Genomic DNA, 15,003 nt, shown 5'->3' on the forward strand with positions numbered 1-15,003 from the left:
GGGGCGTTTTGCGGCAGATAGGGGCTAGAATCCCTATTCTGCCCTAAAATACCCCTTTTCACCCCGATCTATAGTTGATACTCAGATTGTCGGAGAGGGGCATTCTCCACTCGTGCCGACTCAGCCGGAATCCTGCGATTCCGGGGACGGGAAAGTTATGCCCGGTGACGCAAGGCAGGGGGCAGAGCGATGGCGATTGTGACGCCCGGCCAATATGCGGGCACCAATTTCGCCGCGATCGATGGCAAGGGACGCATCGCCGTGCCCTCGCAGTTCCGCAACAATGTGCCCCTCACTGCGGACGGCCAGCGCGTGCTCTGGGTCGGCTTCCATGAAAAGCTGCCGTGCCTCGTTGCCTATGGCCAGGATCAGTATGACCGGCTGAACGGCGAGATCGAGCGCGACCGCGAAACCGCGCGGCTGCGAAACCTCGATTTCGACGAGGACAGCGAGTTCAAGAAGCGCTTCAGCTATACCGAGCCTTATACGCTCGACGACAGCGGTCGTTTTCTGCCCAGCTTCATCCACCGCGACCGCGTCGGCGATGCCGGCGCGACGGCTTTTGTGGGGTCGGGCCGCCGCCTCGAAATCTGGTGGCTGCCGACGCTCGCCGAATGTGCCGAGGCCGATCCGGTGCTCCAGCGGCTTGCCGCTTCCTGGGAGCAGGCGAAAGGGAAGGGGCGCAAGTGACCGACCTTCCCGCCGAACGTCCCCGCGATCCCCGCCACGATCCTGTCCTGCTTGAAGACGTCATCGCCGCACTCGCCATTGCCCCGGGCGAGCGCCATGTCGATGCGACCTTCGGCGCGGGCGGCTATACGCGCGCGATGCTCGCCGCGGGCGCCGAGGTCGTCGCCTGCGACCGCGATCCCGACGCGATCGCGGGCGGACAGGCGCTGGTCGAAGCGGCGGGCGGCAAGCTGACGCTGATCCATGGCCGGTTCGGGGAAATCGACCGGCTGCTCGCCGAACGCGGGATCGACGCGGTCGACGGCATCACCTTCGACATCGGCGTGTCGTCGATGCAGCTCGACCAGGGCGAGCGCGGCTTTTCGTTCCAGAAGGACGGCCCGCTCGACATGCGCATGGCACAAGAGGGTGAAAGCGCCGCCGACTGGCTCAACCGCGCCGACGAGGAGGAGATTGCCAATGTCCTCTATCATTATGGCGACGAACGCCAGTCGCGCCGCGTCGCGCGCGCGATCGTCGCCGCGCGTCCGCTGACCCGCACCGCCGAGCTTGCGGGCGCGATCCGCAAGGCGCTGCGCCATCCGCCCGGTGCGCCGAAAGATCCGGCGACGAAAAGCTTTCAGGCGATCCGTATCCACATCAACCGCGAACTCGACGAGCTGGTCGCGGGTTTGGCCGCCGCGGAGCGTGTTCTGCGCCCCGGCGGCCGGCTCGCGGTGGTCAGCTTTCACAGCACCGAGGACCGGATCGTCAAGAATTTCCTGCGCGAGCGGAGCGGCGGCGACGCCGCGGGGTCGCGCCACCGGCCCGCGCCGACTGCGCCTGCGCGCGCCGCAACCTTTGAACCCCCGGCGCGCAAGGTGCGGCCGGGCAAGGCCGAGGAGGCGCGCAACCCGCGCGCGCGCTCGGCCACGCTGCGCAGCGCCGTGCGGACCGCGGCGCCCGCGTGGCCGGAGACTTCGATGAAGGAGGCAATGTCATGTTGATGGCGGCCCGCAAGCTCCAGGGGATCGGGCTGGTCCTGCTCGTGCTCATCTTTGCGATGATGCTCTATCCGGTGTCGCTGAAGGTCGCGGCGACGCGAAGCGAACTCGCTCGCGTCGAGCGCGAGATCGACCGGGCGCGCGACAATATCCGCTACCTCGAATCCGAGCTGGCGGTGCGCGCGTCGATGCGCCAGCTCGAACAATGGAACGCCGAAGCCTTCGGCTATTCGGCGCCCGATGCCGGTCAATATCTGTCGAGCGAACGCCAGCTCGCCTCGCTCGATCGCCTGCCGCGCGCGCGCGGCGCCAATGAGGTCGCGCCGGTGCTGATGGCGATGGTCTCGCCCGTCGCGGCGCCCGCCGCGCCCAGGGCCAGCCCGGCGGCGAAGCCCGTCGTGGCGGCGGCCAAACCCGTCGTGCTGGCGCAGGCCGACAGCGCCGTACGCAGCGATACGCCGCCACGGATGGCGCCAACGCGTCGCCGCGAGCAGTTGAAGATGATCGAGGATCAGTTGCTCGCCGAATCGACGCTCGCCGACCTGAAGCGCGAAGCGGCGATTGAAGCGGCGGGAGGCAAGCCCGCCCGATGAACACGCTGGTCGTCCGTCCGACCCGGGTGCGTACCGCTGGTGTGCGGCAGCAGATATTGCTGACCGCGCAGCAGCGTTTGATGATTCTGATGCTGCTGTTCGCAGCGGCTTTTATGCTTGTGTCGATGCGGCTTCTTTATTTCGCGCTCTTCGACACCTCGTCGGGTCAGCGCGCGACGGGCGCCTTCATTCCCGCTCGCGCCGACATCGTCGATCGCAACGGCGTGCCGCTGGCGCGCACGATCGACGGTTATTCGATCCGCGTCGTACCGTCGAAACTGCTCAACGACCGCAATTATCTGGCAGGCGAGCTGCACCGGATTTTCCCCGACATGTCGCGCGCCGAGCTGCTCGCCAAGCTCACGGGGCCGCGCCCGACCTATATCCGACGCCGCGCGCTGCCCGACCAGGTGGCGGCGGTCAATGCGATCGGTGACGTCGGGTTCGATTTCCCGCGCGAGAAGGAGCGGCTTTACCCGCAGCTCACCCTTGCCGCGCATGTGCTCGGCTTCACCGATGCCGACGGGCATGGCGTCACCGGCGTCGAGGGCGCATTCGACGCGCGGCTGATCGACAAGGCGACGCGCGGCGAGCCGCTGGCGCTGTCGATCGACGCACGTGTGCAGGGCGTGCTCGAAAGCGAACTCGGCGCGGCGGTCGCCAATCTGGAAGCGATCGGCGGCGCGGGCGTGATCCTCGACGTCCACACGGGCGAAGTTGCCGCGATGACGTCGCTGCCGACCTATAACCCCAACAAGCTGACCGGCAGCGACCCGACGACGCGGCGTAATGCCGTCACCTATAATCTTTACGAGCTGGGTTCTACCTTCAAGCCGCTCTCCATCGGCGCCGCGATCGACAATGGGACAGTGACCAGCATGGCGCGCCGTTATGATGCGTCGGCGCCGCTCCCGATCGCGGGGTTCCGCATTCGCGACAGCCATCCGGGGCGCTGGTACAATGTGCCCGAAACGCTCATCGAAAGCTCGAACATCGCGACCGCGCGCATTGCCGACGATCTCGGCCGCGAGCCGCTCGAGAAGCTGTTCCGCGACCTTCATTTTGACCAGCGTCCGGACATCGAGCTGAAAGAGCGCGCCTTCCCGCTATGGCCGAAAAACTGGGGCCGGGTGACGACGATGACGACCAGCTATGGCCATGGCATCGCGGTGACGCCGCTGCACCTCGCGAGCGCCTATGCCGCGCTCGTCAACGGCGGTCTTTATCGCCCGGCGACCCTGCTCAAGCTCGGCGACAAGGCGCCGCCGCAGGGGCGCCGCGTGTTCAAGGCCGCGACCAGCGCGCGGATGCGCCAGCTCCTTCGCCTGATCGTCTCCGACGGCACGGGCAAACAGGCCGACGCGCCGGGCTTCCGCGTCGGCGGCAAGACCGGATCGGCCGAAAAGCCGGGCGCCGGGGGCTATCGCCGCCACTCGCTCGTTTCGACCTTCGCGGCTGCCTTCCCGATGGACAATCCGCGCTATGTCGTGATCGTGATGATCGACGAGCCGAAGGGCAACGCCTATAGTTCGGGACAGCGCACTGCGGGCTGGACCGCAGCGCCGGTGGTGCGCAGGGTCGTGACGCGCGCGGGACCGATGCTCGGCGTTTTCCCCGACCAGAGCCGCGACGTCGACGTGTCCGAGCTCACCCCCTTGCTGCGGAGAAACGAGGAGGCGCCCTGATGCGTCTCGCCGCGCTGCTGGACGATGCCGACCGGACGGGGACCGATCCCGTCGTGACCGGCGTGGCCATCGATCATCGCAAGGTGGCGCCGGGAACGATCTTCGGCGCCTTTGTCGGTGAACGGTTCAACGGCGAGGATTTCATTCCCGACGCGGTGGCGGCGGGCGCCGTTGCCGTGGTTGCGCGGCCCGAGGCGACGGTCGAGGGCGCGGTCCATGTCGCCGACGCCAACCCGCGCCGCGCCTTTGCGCATATCGCCGCGCGCTTCTTTCACCGCTTTCCCGCGACCTGCGTTGCGGTGACAGGCACCAACGGCAAGACCTCGACGGTCGAAATGACGCGCCAATTGTGGCGCATGGCGGGTTTCAACGCCGCGTCGATCGGCACGCTCGGCATCACGACGTCGATCGACAGCGCTTCGACCGGCCTTACCACGCCCGACATCGTGACGTTCCTCAGCAACATGTCGGGGCTGGCGGCGGAAGGCGTCACCCATGCCGCGTTCGAGGCGTCGAGCCACGGGCTCGACCAATATCGCACCGAAGGACTGCCGGTGAAAGCCGCCGCCTTCACCAACCTCAGCCACGATCATCTCGATTATCACGGGACGATGGAGGCCTATTTCGCCGCCAAGATGCGGCTGTTCCGCGAAGTCGTGCAACCGGGCGGCGCAGCGGTCGTCTGGGCCGACGATGCCCATTCGGCGGCGGTTGTCGAAGCGGCGCGCGCGCGCGATGTCCGTGTGCTGACGGTGGGGCAGGCGGGCGAGGCGCTGCGTCTCGTGTCGCGGACGCCGACGCAGCTTGGCCAGCTGCTCGTCATAGCGGCAGGCGACGACACGCATAAGGTTACGCTGCCGCTGATCGGCGCCTATCAGACGGCGAATGCGCTGGTGGCCGCCGGTCTCGTCATCGCGACCGGCGGCGACGTGTCGCTGACGCTTGCCAATCTCGCGCGGCTCCAGCCGGTGCGCGGGCGGCTCGAACGGGCGGCCATCGCACGGTCGGGCGCGCCCATCTATGTCGATTATGCGCACACCCCCGATGCGATCGAGGCGGCGCTCGACGCGCTGCGCCCGCACGCGACCGGGCGGCTGATTCTCGTCTTCGGCGCCGGCGGCGACCGCGATCAGGCGAAGCGGCCCGAAATGGGACGGGTCGCCGCCGCCAAGGCCGACCTGCTCATCATCACCGACGACAATCCGCGCGGCGAAGACCCCGCCGCCATTCGCGACGCGATTGCCGCCGCGGCGCCCGGCGCGCGGGTGATCGGCGACCGCCGCGCCGCCATCGCCGCGGCGATCGCCGAAGCGCGCGCCGACGACATCATCTGCATCGCGGGCAAGGGGCATGAACAGGGGCAGATTGTCGGGCGCGGCGACGACATGCGCGTCATTCCCTTCGACGATGTGGCGGTCGCGCGCGAGGAGGCGGCATGACCCCGCTCTGGACCGCGCGCGCCATCGCCCAGGCCACGGGCGGCACCGCCAGCGCCGACTTCACCGTGAACGGCGTCGCCTTCGATTCGCGCGAGGTTACGAAGGGCGACCTCTTCATCGCGATGAAGGGCGAAACCGCCGACGGGCACAGCTTCATCGACAAGGCGATCGCCGCGGGCGCCGCCGGCATATTGTGCGAAACCGCGGTCAGCCATCCGCATGTCCGCGTCGCCGACAGCGCGGCCGCGCTGAACGCGCTCGGCGCCGCGTCGCGCGCGCGCAGCCACGGCCGCATCATCGGCGTCACGGGATCGGCGGGCAAGACCGGGACGAAGGAGGCGCTGTTCGCCGCGCTCGACCGCTTCCGCCCCGGCAAGGCGCATCGGTCGGTCAAAAGCTATAACAATCATGTCGGCGTGCCCTTGAGCCTCGCGCGGATGCCGTCGACCGCCGATTTCGGCGTCTTTGAAATGGGCATGAACCATGCGGGCGAACTCGCCGCGCTGACGCGCATGGTGCGCCCGCACGTCGCCATCGTGACCACCATCGCCCCCGCGCACCTCGAGTTTTTCGGCAGCGAGGAAGCGATCGCCGACGCGAAGGGGGAGATTTTCGAGGGGCTGGAGCCCGGCGGCACCGCGATCATCCCCTTTGACAGCCCGCATTATGAACGCCTTCGCGCCAAGGCCGGGCGGCACGCCGCGCATATCGTGAGCTTCGGGCTGAACGAAGGCGCCGACGTGCGCGCGGTCGACTGGCTGCCTGATGGACGGGGCGGCTCGCTCGTCACCGCGCAGGTGCAGGACGCGCTCCTTTGTTTTTCCATTGCGCAGGCCGGCGCGCATTGGGTCGCCAATTCGCTGGCGGTGCTGGCGGCGGTGAAGGCGGTCGGCGGCGACCTGCCCGCGGCGGGGCTGGCCTTTGCCGAGATGCCGGGCCTGGCCGGGCGCGGCGCGCGCCATCGGATCGCGGTGCCCGGCGGCCATATCCTGGTCATCGACGAAAGCTATAACGCCAACCCCGCTTCGATGGCGGCGACGATCGGTCAGCTGGCGAGCGAATCCGGCGACCGCAAGGTGGCGATTCTGGGCGCGATGAAGGAACTGGGCACGGGCGGCGAGGCCTATCATGCGGGCCTCGCGGCTCCGCTCGTCGCAGCGGGCGTGCAATTCGCCCTGCTTGTCGGCGAAGAGATGGCGTCGCTCGCCAAAGCGCTTGAGGGGCGCGTCGATTTCGCGCATGTGCCCGCGCATTCGGACGCCACGGCGCGGCTGGGCGGCCTCATCCGTCCCGGCGATGTCGTGCTCGTCAAGGGATCGAACAGCGTCGGCCTGTCGCATGTCGTGACCGCGCTGACCAACGGGGATTATTGATGCTATATTGGCTGGCGGAATGGCTTGGCTTTCCGGGGGCGCTCAACCTTATCCGCTATCTGAGCTTCCGCTCGGGCGCCGCGGTTGCGACCGCGATGATCCTGGGGCTGTGGATCGGGCCGCGCTTCATCCTGATGCTGCGGATGCGGCAGGGGAAGGGGCAGCCGATCCGCGACGACGGCCCGCAAAGCCATCTCGCCAAAAAGGGCACGCCGACGATGGGCGGGCTGATGATCCTCATTTCGCTGATGATCTCGGCGCTGCTGTGGATGGACCTTTCCAACCGTTTCGTCTGGGCGTGCCTGTTCGTGACCGCGGGCTTTGCAGTCGTCGGTTTCCTCGACGATTATGACAAGGTGACCAAGTCGAGCCATCGCGGCATTCCCGGACGGGTGCGGTTGCTGATCGAGTTTCTGATCGCCGGCGCCGCGGTGCTGCTGATCGTCTCGCGCACCGGCACCGACCTTTATCTGCCCTTTTTCAACGATGTCGTGGTTCCAATGGGGCCGCTCTATTATGTCTTTGCGATGGTGCTCATCGTCGGCTTCGGCAATGCGGTGAACCTGACCGACGGGCTCGACGGGCTGGCGACCTTTCCGGTCATCATCGCCAGCCTGACCTTCCTCGTCATCGTCTATCTGTCGGGTAACGCAAAGTTTGCAGCCTATCTCGGCATTCCGCACGTCCCCGGCGCGGGCGAGCTGGCGGTATTCGCCGCGGCGATCATCGGCGCCTGCCTGGCCTTCCTGTGGTTCAACGCGCCGCCCGCGGCGGTCTTCATGGGCGATACGGGCAGCCTCGCGCTCGGCGGCGCGCTCGCGACGATCGCGGTGACGGCGCAGCACGAGCTGGTGCTCGTCCTCGTCGGCGGGCTGTTCGTGGTCGAGGCGCTGTCGGTGATCATCCAGGTCTTCTGGTACAAGCGCACCGGCAAGCGCGTGTTTCGCATGGCGCCGATCCATCACCATTTCGAGCAGCTGGGCTGGCCCGAATCCACCGTCGTCATTCGCTTCTGGATCGTCTCGATCGTCCTGGCGCTTGCGGGACTCGCGACCTTGAAGCTGCGGTGATTACTTCGCGCGCCTTTGCCGGTCGCCGCTATGCGGTGCTGGGGCTGGCGCGCTCGGGTCTGGCGACCGTCGAGGCGCTCGTCGCCAGCGGCGCGGGCGTCACCGCGTGGGACGACCGCGAAGAAGCGCGCGACGCGGCGATGGCGCTGGGCGCCGACATCGGCGATCCGCTGGGCATCGACCTGATCGGCTTTGCCGGCGTCGTTGTCTCGCCCGGCGTGCCGCTCAACCGCCATCCGATCGCCGCGCACGCGCGCGACGCCCATGTCCCCGTCATCGGCGACATCGAGCTGTTCGCCGAAGCGCGGAGCGAACTGCCGCCGCACAAGGTCGTCGGCGTCACTGGCACCAACGGCAAGTCGACGGTCACCGCGCTGATCGCGCACATGCTCGAAAGCGCGGGGGTGCCCGCGCTGATGGGCGGCAATATCGGCCTGCCGATCCTGACGCGCGAGCCGCTGCCGGAAGGTGGGGTCTATGTGCTCGAACTGTCGAGCTATCAGATCGACCTGTCGCACAGCCTGGCGTGCGACGTCGCGGTACTGACCAACATCAGCCCCGACCATCTCGACCGCTATGACGGGTTCGAGGGCTATGCCGCGTCAAAGGCGCGCCTCTTCAGCCTTCAGCACCGCGATCAGGTCGCGGTCATTGCGACCGACGACGATCCGTCGAAAATGATCGCCAGCCGGGTGAATCACCGTCTCCACCGCGTCTCGGCCAAGGACATCGACCCCGCCGATCAGGCGCGCTGGCCCGCGCTGCAAGGCCCGCACAATGCGCAGAACGCCGTCTGCGCGATCGCGGTGTGCCGCGTGGTGGGGCTGGACGACGAAGCGATCGAACGCGGCCTTGCGACCTTCCGGTCGTTGCCGCACCGCATGGAATTGGTCGGCGAAGCCCGTGGCGCCCGCTGGTATAATGACAGCAAGGCGACCAACGCGGCTTCCGCTGCACCGGCGCTGGCGGCGTTTCCGCCGGCGCCGGACCAGCGTTTGCACTGGATCGCAGGCGGGCAGGCAAAGGGTGATGGGCTCGCGGCGTGCCGACCGTGGTTCGGCCATGTCAAACGCGCCTATCTGATCGGCGAGGCGATGGAGCCGTTCGCCGCCGAGATTGGCGATGCGATTGCGGTCGAACGATCGGGCGACCTGGCGAGGGCGGTGGAACAGGCGGCGGCGGCGGTGCAGCCCGGCGACGTCGTGCTGCTGTCGCCCGCCTGCGCGTCGTTCGACCAGTTCAGGGATTATGAGGCGCGCGGCGATGCGTTCCGCGCCGCGGTCGAGGCGCTGGGGGTATGAGCGGGGGCGACAATATGGAGACGGCCGAACGTCCGGTAATCGCCGCCACGCGCAGCGCGAAACGCCGCGGCCCGCGCTTCAGCCGCGCCGACCGCACGCCGCTGGGCCTGTGGTTCTGGGAAATCGACCGCGTGTTGCTGCTGCTCGTGTCGATGCTGATCGCGATCGGGCTGGTCGCGGTTGCGGCGGCGTCGCCCGTCGCGGCGCAAAAGCTGTCGACAAGCAGCGCGTCGCTTGACCCGCTCTATTATTTCTATCGCCAGCTGATGTGGGTGATCGTCGGCGTCCCGGTGATGCTGACGGTATCGATGCTGCCCAAACCACAGGCGCGGCGATTCGCCATTTATGGAACCATCTTGTTCATCGTCCTGCTCTTCCTCGTCCCGCTGGCGGGCACGTCGGTGAACGGGGCGCAGCGCTGGATCGGCAGCGGCGTGTTCCGGTTGCAGCCGTCGGAGTTCCTGAAACCCTTTTTCGCCGTGACGCTCGCGTGGATATTGTCGCTCCGCCTGCATGACCAGAGCCTGCCCGTCGTCCCGCTTGCCGCGGCGCTCACCGGCGTCATCGCGCTGCTCTTGATGGGGCAGCCCGACCTTGGCCAGACGGTGATCTTTGCCGCGACCTGGTTCGTGCTCGTGCTCGTCGCCGGGTTGTCGATGCGGATCATGGGGATGCTTGCGGGCGCGGGGGTCGTAGGGCTGATCCTCGCCTATTTCTTCTATCCGGTGGCGCAGCAGCGCATCAACATCTGGCTGTTCGCCGAAGGCGACAGTTTCCAGGTCGACAAGGCGCACGCGACGCTGACCGCCGGGGGACTCATCGGCACCGGCCCCGGCGCGGGCCTCGCCAAGTTCCAGCTGCCCGAAGCGCACACCGACTATATCTTCTCGGTGATCGGTGAAGAGTTCGGGATCATCGCCTGCATCGCGATCGCCATCCTTTATCTCGCGATCATCGTCCGCGTGCTCGTCCGCCTGCTCGACGAGGAGGACAGTTTCCTGATCCTTGCTGTCGCGGGGCTGATCGCGCAGTTCGGTGGACAGGCGGTCATCAACATGGCGGTGAACACACAGATATTCCCGTCAAAGGGGATGACCCTGCCCTTCATCAGCTATGGCGGATCTTCCTTCATCGCCTTGTCGATCGGCATGGGTTTGCTCTTGTCGCTGACCCGGCGAAACCCCTATGCGGCGCGCGTGTCGATGACCCGCAACTGGAACAAGAAATGACGGCTTCCGCATGACCGCAACGCGCCACTTCCTCCTCGCCGCCGGCGGCACCGGCGGACATATGCTTCCCGCCTATGCGCTGGCGGCCGAGCTGATCGCGCGCGGGCACCGCGTTGCATTGGTCAGCGACGACCGCGGCCTCAGGATTCCCGGCGCCCCCGCCGAGATGGAAACCCACGTCCTGCCCGCCGGGCGCGCGTCGGGCGGGCCGCTCGGCTGGCTCAAGGGCGCGCTGGCGATCCGCAAGGGGCGGCGCATGGCAATCGAGCTGATCGACGCGTTCGACCCGGCGGTCGTCGTCGGCTTCGGCGGCTATCCCTCGCTGCCCAGCCTGCTCGCGGGAGGGGCGACGAAGCGGCCGCGCGTGCTCCACGAGCAGAATGCCGTGCTGGGCCGCGTCAACCGGCTGATGGCGCCGCGCGTCGATGCGGTGGCGGTCGCCTATCGCAATATCCAGCGCTATCCGGCGGGGCACGAAGCCAAGCTTCATATCATCGGCAATCCCGTGCGCGCCGAGATTGTCGCAATCCGCGAGGATGGTTTCCCGCCGCTCCCCGATGATGGTATTTTCCGCCTGCTCGTGGTCGGCGGGAGCCTGGGCGCGGCCGTGCTCGGCGAGGTCGTGCCGGCCGCGATCGCGATGCTGCCGCGCGCGCTGCTCGACCGCTTGCAGGTCGTCCAGCAGTGCCGCGAAGCCGATCTGGAGGCGGTGCGCGCCAAATATGCCGAGCTTGGCGTCGCCGCCGAATGCGCGCCCTATATCCGGGATTTCCCCGAGCGGCTGCGCTGGGCGCATATGGTGATCGCGCGCGCGGGTGCCTCGACCGTCGCGGAACTGGCCTGCGCGGGCCGCCCGGCGATCTTCGTGCCCTATCCGCAAGCGATGGACGATCATCAGACCTGGAATGTCGTCGACCTGGTCGAGGCGGGCGGGGCGATTTCGTTCCAGCAGCCCGATTTTACCCCCGCCGAGGTCGCCAAGCATCTTCAGCGCATGGCGCTGGAGCCCGGCGCGCTCGAAGAGGCGGCCGAACGCGCCGCGAGCTGCGGGCTTCCCGATGCGACGCGCGACCTGGCCGACCTCGTCGAATCCTTTGCCGCGCCGCCGATGATGGACGTGATCCGGGTCGGCGCGACGGCGCCGCGCGCGGCATCGGGCGTTGCCGCGGCACGTCGGGAGGCAAAGTGATGCGCGGCGTTGCGACCGACATCGGCATCATCCACTTCATCGGTATCGGCGGCATCGGCATGTCGGGGATCGCCGAGGTGATGCACAATCTGGGCTACCGCGTGCAGGGCAGCGACATCGCCGATGGCTATGTCGTCGAAGGGCTGCGCGCGCGTGGGATCAAGGTCGCGATCGGCCATGCGCCCGAAAATGTCGACGGCGTCGCGGTCGTCGTCACCTCGACCGCGGTGAAACGCGGCAACCCGGAGGTCGAGGCGGCGCTGGCGCAGCGCATTCCGATCGTCCGCCGCGCCGAAATGCTCGCCGAGCTGATGCGCCTCAAATCGACCGTCGCGATTGCAGGCACGCATGGCAAGACGACGACGACCAGCCTCGTCGCCGCGCTGCTCGACGCGGGCGGGATCGACCCGACCGTGATCAACGGCGGCATCATCAACAATTATGGCTCGAACGCGCGGCTCGGCGCGTCGGACTGGATGGTGGTCGAGGCCGACGAGAGCGACGGCAGCTTCCTGCGCCTCGACGGCACGATTGCTGTCGTCACCAACATCGACCCGGAACATCTCGACCATTATGGCAGTTTCGACGCGATCAAGGACGCTTTCGTCGAGTTCATCGAGAATGTGCCCTTCTATGGCGCGGCGATCCTCTGCCTCGACCATGGCGAGGTGCAGGCGATCATCCCGCGCATCCGCGACCGGCGGATCATCACCTATGGTTTTTCGGCCCAGGCGGACGTGCGCGGCACCAATGTGACGCCGGGCCCCGACGGCAATCGCTTCGACGTCGTCGTGCGCGATCGTGAAGGGAACAGCCGGACGATCGCGGGCATCCATCTGCCGATGTCGGGTCGCCACAACGTCCAGAATGCGCTCGCCGCGATTGCGGTTGCGCTCCACATGGGTGTGTCGGACGACAAGATCGTCTCGGGATTTCAGGGCTTTGCTGGCGTCAAGCGCCGCTTCACCAGGGTCGGAGAGATTGCGGTCGAAGGCGGCGTCGTCACGGTGATCGACGATTATGCCCATCACCCCGTCGAAATCCGCGCGGTGCTGTCGGCCGCGCGCGAGGGGGCGGGGGCCGGGCGCGTCGTCGCCGTCGTCCAGCCGCACCGATTTACGCGCCTGCGCGATCATATGGACGATTTCCAGCAGGCGTTCAACGACGCCGACATGGTGCTGGCGTTGCCCGTCTATGCGGCGGGCGAGGCGCCGATCGAGGGCGTATCGTCGGACGCGCTGGTGCAGGGGCTGCGCGATCGCGGGCATCGGCACGCCCAGGTCATCGCCGACGCCGATGCGCTCGCGGCGACGATCGCCGAGGCGATCCGCGCGGGCCAGATCGGCGCGCGCGACAAGATCATCTGTCTAGGCGCGGGGGATGTCACCAAGATTGCGGCGGGATTGGCTGCGGCGGTTGGGGGGGGCGAATGAACCTCTCCATCACTCGTCATGCTGAACTTGTTTCAGCATCCATGGCCAGCCCTCTCGGTCAAAGCAGCGCGTGTTTCAAGGTCCGGCCATGGACCCTGAAACAAGTTCAGGGTGACGAAGAAATTGGGGGGCGTTCTTGATGAGCACCCTTATTGAAACCAGTCCGGGCGCCTTTGAGGTGAAGTTGCAAGCTGGGTCGTTCATGATACCGGAACCCGAAGGAAAGTTGACTGCAAATGCGCCGCTTGCGCCGCTTGTGTGGTTCAAATCCGGCGGTGCGGCCGATCTGCTCTTTGAACCCGCATCGGCTGAAGCGCTCGCGTCCTTCCTTCGCAGCCTCCCCGATTGGGTTCCCGTGATGGCGCTAGGGCTCGGGTCGAACCTGATCGTGCGCGACGGCGGCTTCCCCGGCGTCGTCGTCCGGCTCGGCAAGGCTTTCGCGAAGGTCGAAGCGATCGACGAAATCACGCTGCGCTGCGGCGGCGGCGCATCGGGCATTCTCGTGTCCTCGACCGCGCGCGACGCGGGCATCGCGGGGATGGAGTTTCTGCGCTCGATCCCCGGCACGGTCGGCGGTTTCGTGCGCATGAACGGCGGCGCCTATGGCAGCGAGGTCAAGGACATATTGGTCGATTGTGACGTTGTGCTGCGCTCGGGCGAGCGCCACACGCTCGCGCTCGCCGACCTTGGCTACACCTATCGCCACAGCGAATTGCCCGACGGCGCGGTGGTGATCGGCGCGACCTTTCGCGGTCGCCCCGGCGATCCCGCCGCCATCCAGGCCGAAATGGACCGCATCTCGGCGAGCCGCGAGGCGTCGCAGCCTTTGCGCTCGAAAACCGGCGGCTCGACCTTCAAGAATCCCGATGGGCACAAGGCATGGCAGCTGGTCGACGCGGCCGGGTGCCGCGGCCTCGCGGTCGGCGGCGCGCAGGTCAGCGAAAAGCACACCAATTTCCTGATCAACACCGGCGAGGCGACGAGCGCCGACATCGAGGCACTCGGCGAAGAAGTCCGCCGCCGGGTGAAGGACAAGAGCGGCGTGGAATTGCAATGGGAGATTCAGCGCGTGGGGGTGATGAAGTGAGTCGGGGACCCTGGCATGTCGCCGTCCTGATGGGCGGCTGGTCGGCCGAGCGCGAAGTGTCGCTGATGAGCGGTAAGGGCGTTGCCGACGCGCTCGAAAGCCGTGGGCACAAGGTCACGCGCGTCGACATGGACCGCGACGTCGCGCTGCGCCTGGCGGAGGCCAAGCCCGATGTCGTGTTCAACGCGCTCCACGGCGTTCCCGGCGAAGACGGGACGGTGCAGGGGATGCTCGACCTGATGGGCCTGAAATATACGCACAGCGGGCTCGTCACCTCGGTGATCGCGATCGACAAGGAATTGACGAAACAGGCGCTGGTGCCGCATGGAATCCCCATGCCGACGGGAACGATGGTCGACAGCGAAAGCCTGTTCACAGTCGATCCCTTGCCGCGCCCCTATGTCCTTAAGCCCGTCAATGAAGGCTCGTCGGTCGGCGTCGCGATCGTCAAGGACGACAGCAATTACGGCAATCCCATTTCGCGCGATGCGGTCGGCCCCTGGCGGGAGTTCGACCGCCTGCTCGCCGAGCCTTTCATCAAGGGGCGCGAGCTGACCGTCGCGGTGCTTGGCGACACGGCGCTCGCGGTTACCGAGCTTCGCGTGAAGTCGGGTTTCTACGACTATGACGCCAAATACACCGATGGGCTGACCGAGCATGTCTGCCCCGCCGAAGTGCCCGCCGAGATTGCCGAGCGAATGAAGGAACTGGCGCTTCGGGCGCACCGCCTGCTCGGCTGCAAGGGCGCGTCGCGCTCGGATTTCCGTTGGGACGACGAACATGGTCTTGCGGGCATCTTCCTGCTCGAAGTCAATACCCAGCCGGGAATGACGCCGCTCAGCCTGGTGCCCGAACAGGGACGCGCGGTGGGCATGGACTATGCCGAACTGGTCGAACGCATCGTGGAGGAAGCGCTGGCATGAGGGGGCGG

General features: G+C 67.2%; 13 protein-coding genes. All 13 read left to right on the top strand.

Annotation, left to right across the window (positions count from 1 at the left end; translation table 11 throughout):
• Positions 1 to 189: 189 nt before the first annotated feature.
• The 13 genes from SPYCA_RS03205 to SPYCA_RS03265 all read left to right on the top strand — a co-directional run bounded on the left by SPYCA_RS03205 (position 190) and on the right by SPYCA_RS03265 (position 14,995).
• Complete coding sequence (locus SPYCA_RS03205; protein ID WP_120218913.1) at positions 190 to 690, top strand: division/cell wall cluster transcriptional repressor MraZ; 501 nt, start codon at positions 190 to 192, stop codon at positions 688 to 690.
• A complete protein-coding gene (gene rsmH / locus SPYCA_RS03210; RefSeq protein WP_120218914.1) occupies positions 687 to 1,676 on the top strand; it encodes a 16S rRNA (cytosine(1402)-N(4))-methyltransferase RsmH in 990 nt (329 codons plus the stop codon). The genes SPYCA_RS03205 and rsmH overlap by 4 nt, the downstream gene beginning before the upstream one ends.
• Positions 1,670 to 2,266, top strand: a complete 597-nt coding sequence (locus SPYCA_RS03215) for a hypothetical protein (protein ID WP_232003486.1) — start codon at positions 1,670 to 1,672, stop codon at positions 2,264 to 2,266. The genes rsmH and SPYCA_RS03215 overlap by 7 nt, the downstream gene beginning before the upstream one ends.
• Entirely contained in the window at positions 2,263 to 3,951 is a 1,689-nt protein-coding gene (locus SPYCA_RS03220; RefSeq protein ID WP_120218916.1) for a peptidoglycan D,D-transpeptidase FtsI family protein, read from the top strand. Before SPYCA_RS03215 ends, SPYCA_RS03220 begins: the two co-directional genes overlap by 4 nt.
• Positions 3,951 to 5,390: a UDP-N-acetylmuramoyl-L-alanyl-D-glutamate--2,6-diaminopimelate ligase gene (locus SPYCA_RS03225; protein WP_120218917.1), complete on the top strand. Its 1,440-nt coding sequence runs from the start codon at positions 3,951 to 3,953 to the stop codon at positions 5,388 to 5,390. The genes SPYCA_RS03220 and SPYCA_RS03225 overlap by 1 nt, the downstream gene beginning before the upstream one ends.
• Positions 5,387 to 6,763, top strand: coding sequence for a UDP-N-acetylmuramoyl-tripeptide--D-alanyl-D-alanine ligase (locus SPYCA_RS03230; protein WP_120218918.1), 1,377 nt, complete (start codon positions 5,387 to 5,389; stop codon positions 6,761 to 6,763). Before SPYCA_RS03225 ends, SPYCA_RS03230 begins: the two co-directional genes overlap by 4 nt.
• A complete protein-coding gene (mraY, locus tag SPYCA_RS03235) occupies positions 6,763 to 7,833 on the top strand; it encodes a phospho-N-acetylmuramoyl-pentapeptide-transferase (protein ID WP_120218919.1) in 1,071 nt (356 codons plus the stop codon). Before SPYCA_RS03230 ends, mraY begins: the two co-directional genes overlap by 1 nt.
• Positions 7,830 to 9,134 carry a UDP-N-acetylmuramoyl-L-alanine--D-glutamate ligase gene (murD, locus tag SPYCA_RS03240; RefSeq protein WP_120218920.1) on the top strand — a complete coding sequence of 435 codons (1,305 nt, stop codon included), beginning with the start codon at positions 7,830 to 7,832 and terminating at the stop codon, positions 9,132 to 9,134. The genes mraY and murD overlap by 4 nt, the downstream gene beginning before the upstream one ends.
• Positions 9,131 to 10,363, top strand: coding sequence for an FtsW/RodA/SpoVE family cell cycle protein (locus SPYCA_RS03245; RefSeq protein WP_172594966.1), 1,233 nt, complete (start codon positions 9,131 to 9,133; stop codon positions 10,361 to 10,363). The genes murD and SPYCA_RS03245 overlap by 4 nt, the downstream gene beginning before the upstream one ends.
• 10 nt (positions 10,364 to 10,373) lie before the next feature.
• Positions 10,374 to 11,552 (top strand): undecaprenyldiphospho-muramoylpentapeptide beta-N-acetylglucosaminyltransferase, encoded by a 1,179-nt coding sequence (murG, locus tag SPYCA_RS03250; protein ID WP_120218921.1) that lies wholly within the window; start codon positions 10,374 to 10,376, stop codon positions 11,550 to 11,552.
• The gene (gene murC, locus SPYCA_RS03255; protein WP_120218922.1) at positions 11,552 to 12,985 is read left to right on the top strand and encodes a UDP-N-acetylmuramate--L-alanine ligase; all 1,434 of its coding nucleotides are present in this window, start codon (positions 11,552 to 11,554) and stop codon (positions 12,983 to 12,985) included. The genes murG and murC overlap by 1 nt, the downstream gene beginning before the upstream one ends.
• A gap of 202 nt (positions 12,986 to 13,187) precedes the next feature.
• Positions 13,188 to 14,072 (top strand): UDP-N-acetylmuramate dehydrogenase, encoded by an 885-nt coding sequence (gene murB, locus SPYCA_RS03260; RefSeq protein WP_120222122.1) that lies wholly within the window; start codon positions 13,188 to 13,190, stop codon positions 14,070 to 14,072.
• Positions 14,069 to 14,995: a D-alanine--D-alanine ligase gene (locus SPYCA_RS03265; protein WP_120218923.1), complete on the top strand. Its 927-nt coding sequence runs from the start codon at positions 14,069 to 14,071 to the stop codon at positions 14,993 to 14,995. The genes murB and SPYCA_RS03265 overlap by 4 nt, the downstream gene beginning before the upstream one ends.
• Positions 14,996 to 15,003: the final 8 nt, after the last annotated feature.

This window comes from Sphingopyxis sp. FD7 (assembly GCF_003609835.1).
GTDB lineage: Bacteria > Pseudomonadota > Alphaproteobacteria > Sphingomonadales > Sphingomonadaceae > Sphingopyxis.

Excerpts from the sequence above, each read along its gene's own strand:
- SPYCA_RS03225 (WP_120218917.1), top strand. The coding sequence starts at position 3,951 with ATGCGTCTCGCCGCGCTGCTGGACGATGCCGACCGGACGGGGACCGAT.
- SPYCA_RS03220 (WP_120218916.1), top strand. The coding sequence starts at position 2,263 with ATGAACACGCTGGTCGTCCGTCCGACCCGGGTGCGTACCGCTGGTGTG.
- SPYCA_RS03245 (WP_172594966.1), top strand. The coding sequence starts at position 9,131 with ATGAGCGGGGGCGACAATATGGAGACGGCCGAACGTCCGGTAATCGCC.
- murG (WP_120218921.1), top strand. The coding sequence starts at position 10,374 with ATGACCGCAACGCGCCACTTCCTCCTCGCCGCCGGCGGCACCGGCGGA.
- SPYCA_RS03230 (WP_120218918.1), top strand. The coding sequence starts at position 5,387 with ATGACCCCGCTCTGGACCGCGCGCGCCATCGCCCAGGCCACGGGCGGC.
- mraY (WP_120218919.1), top strand. The coding sequence starts at position 6,763 with ATGCTATATTGGCTGGCGGAATGGCTTGGCTTTCCGGGGGCGCTCAAC.
- SPYCA_RS03205 (WP_120218913.1), top strand. The coding sequence starts at position 190 with ATGGCGATTGTGACGCCCGGCCAATATGCGGGCACCAATTTCGCCGCG.
- murB (WP_120222122.1), top strand. The coding sequence starts at position 13,188 with ATGATACCGGAACCCGAAGGAAAGTTGACTGCAAATGCGCCGCTTGCG.
- murC (WP_120218922.1), top strand. The coding sequence starts at position 11,552 with ATGCGCGGCGTTGCGACCGACATCGGCATCATCCACTTCATCGGTATC.
- SPYCA_RS03215 (WP_232003486.1), top strand. The coding sequence starts at position 1,670 with ATGTTGATGGCGGCCCGCAAGCTCCAGGGGATCGGGCTGGTCCTGCTC.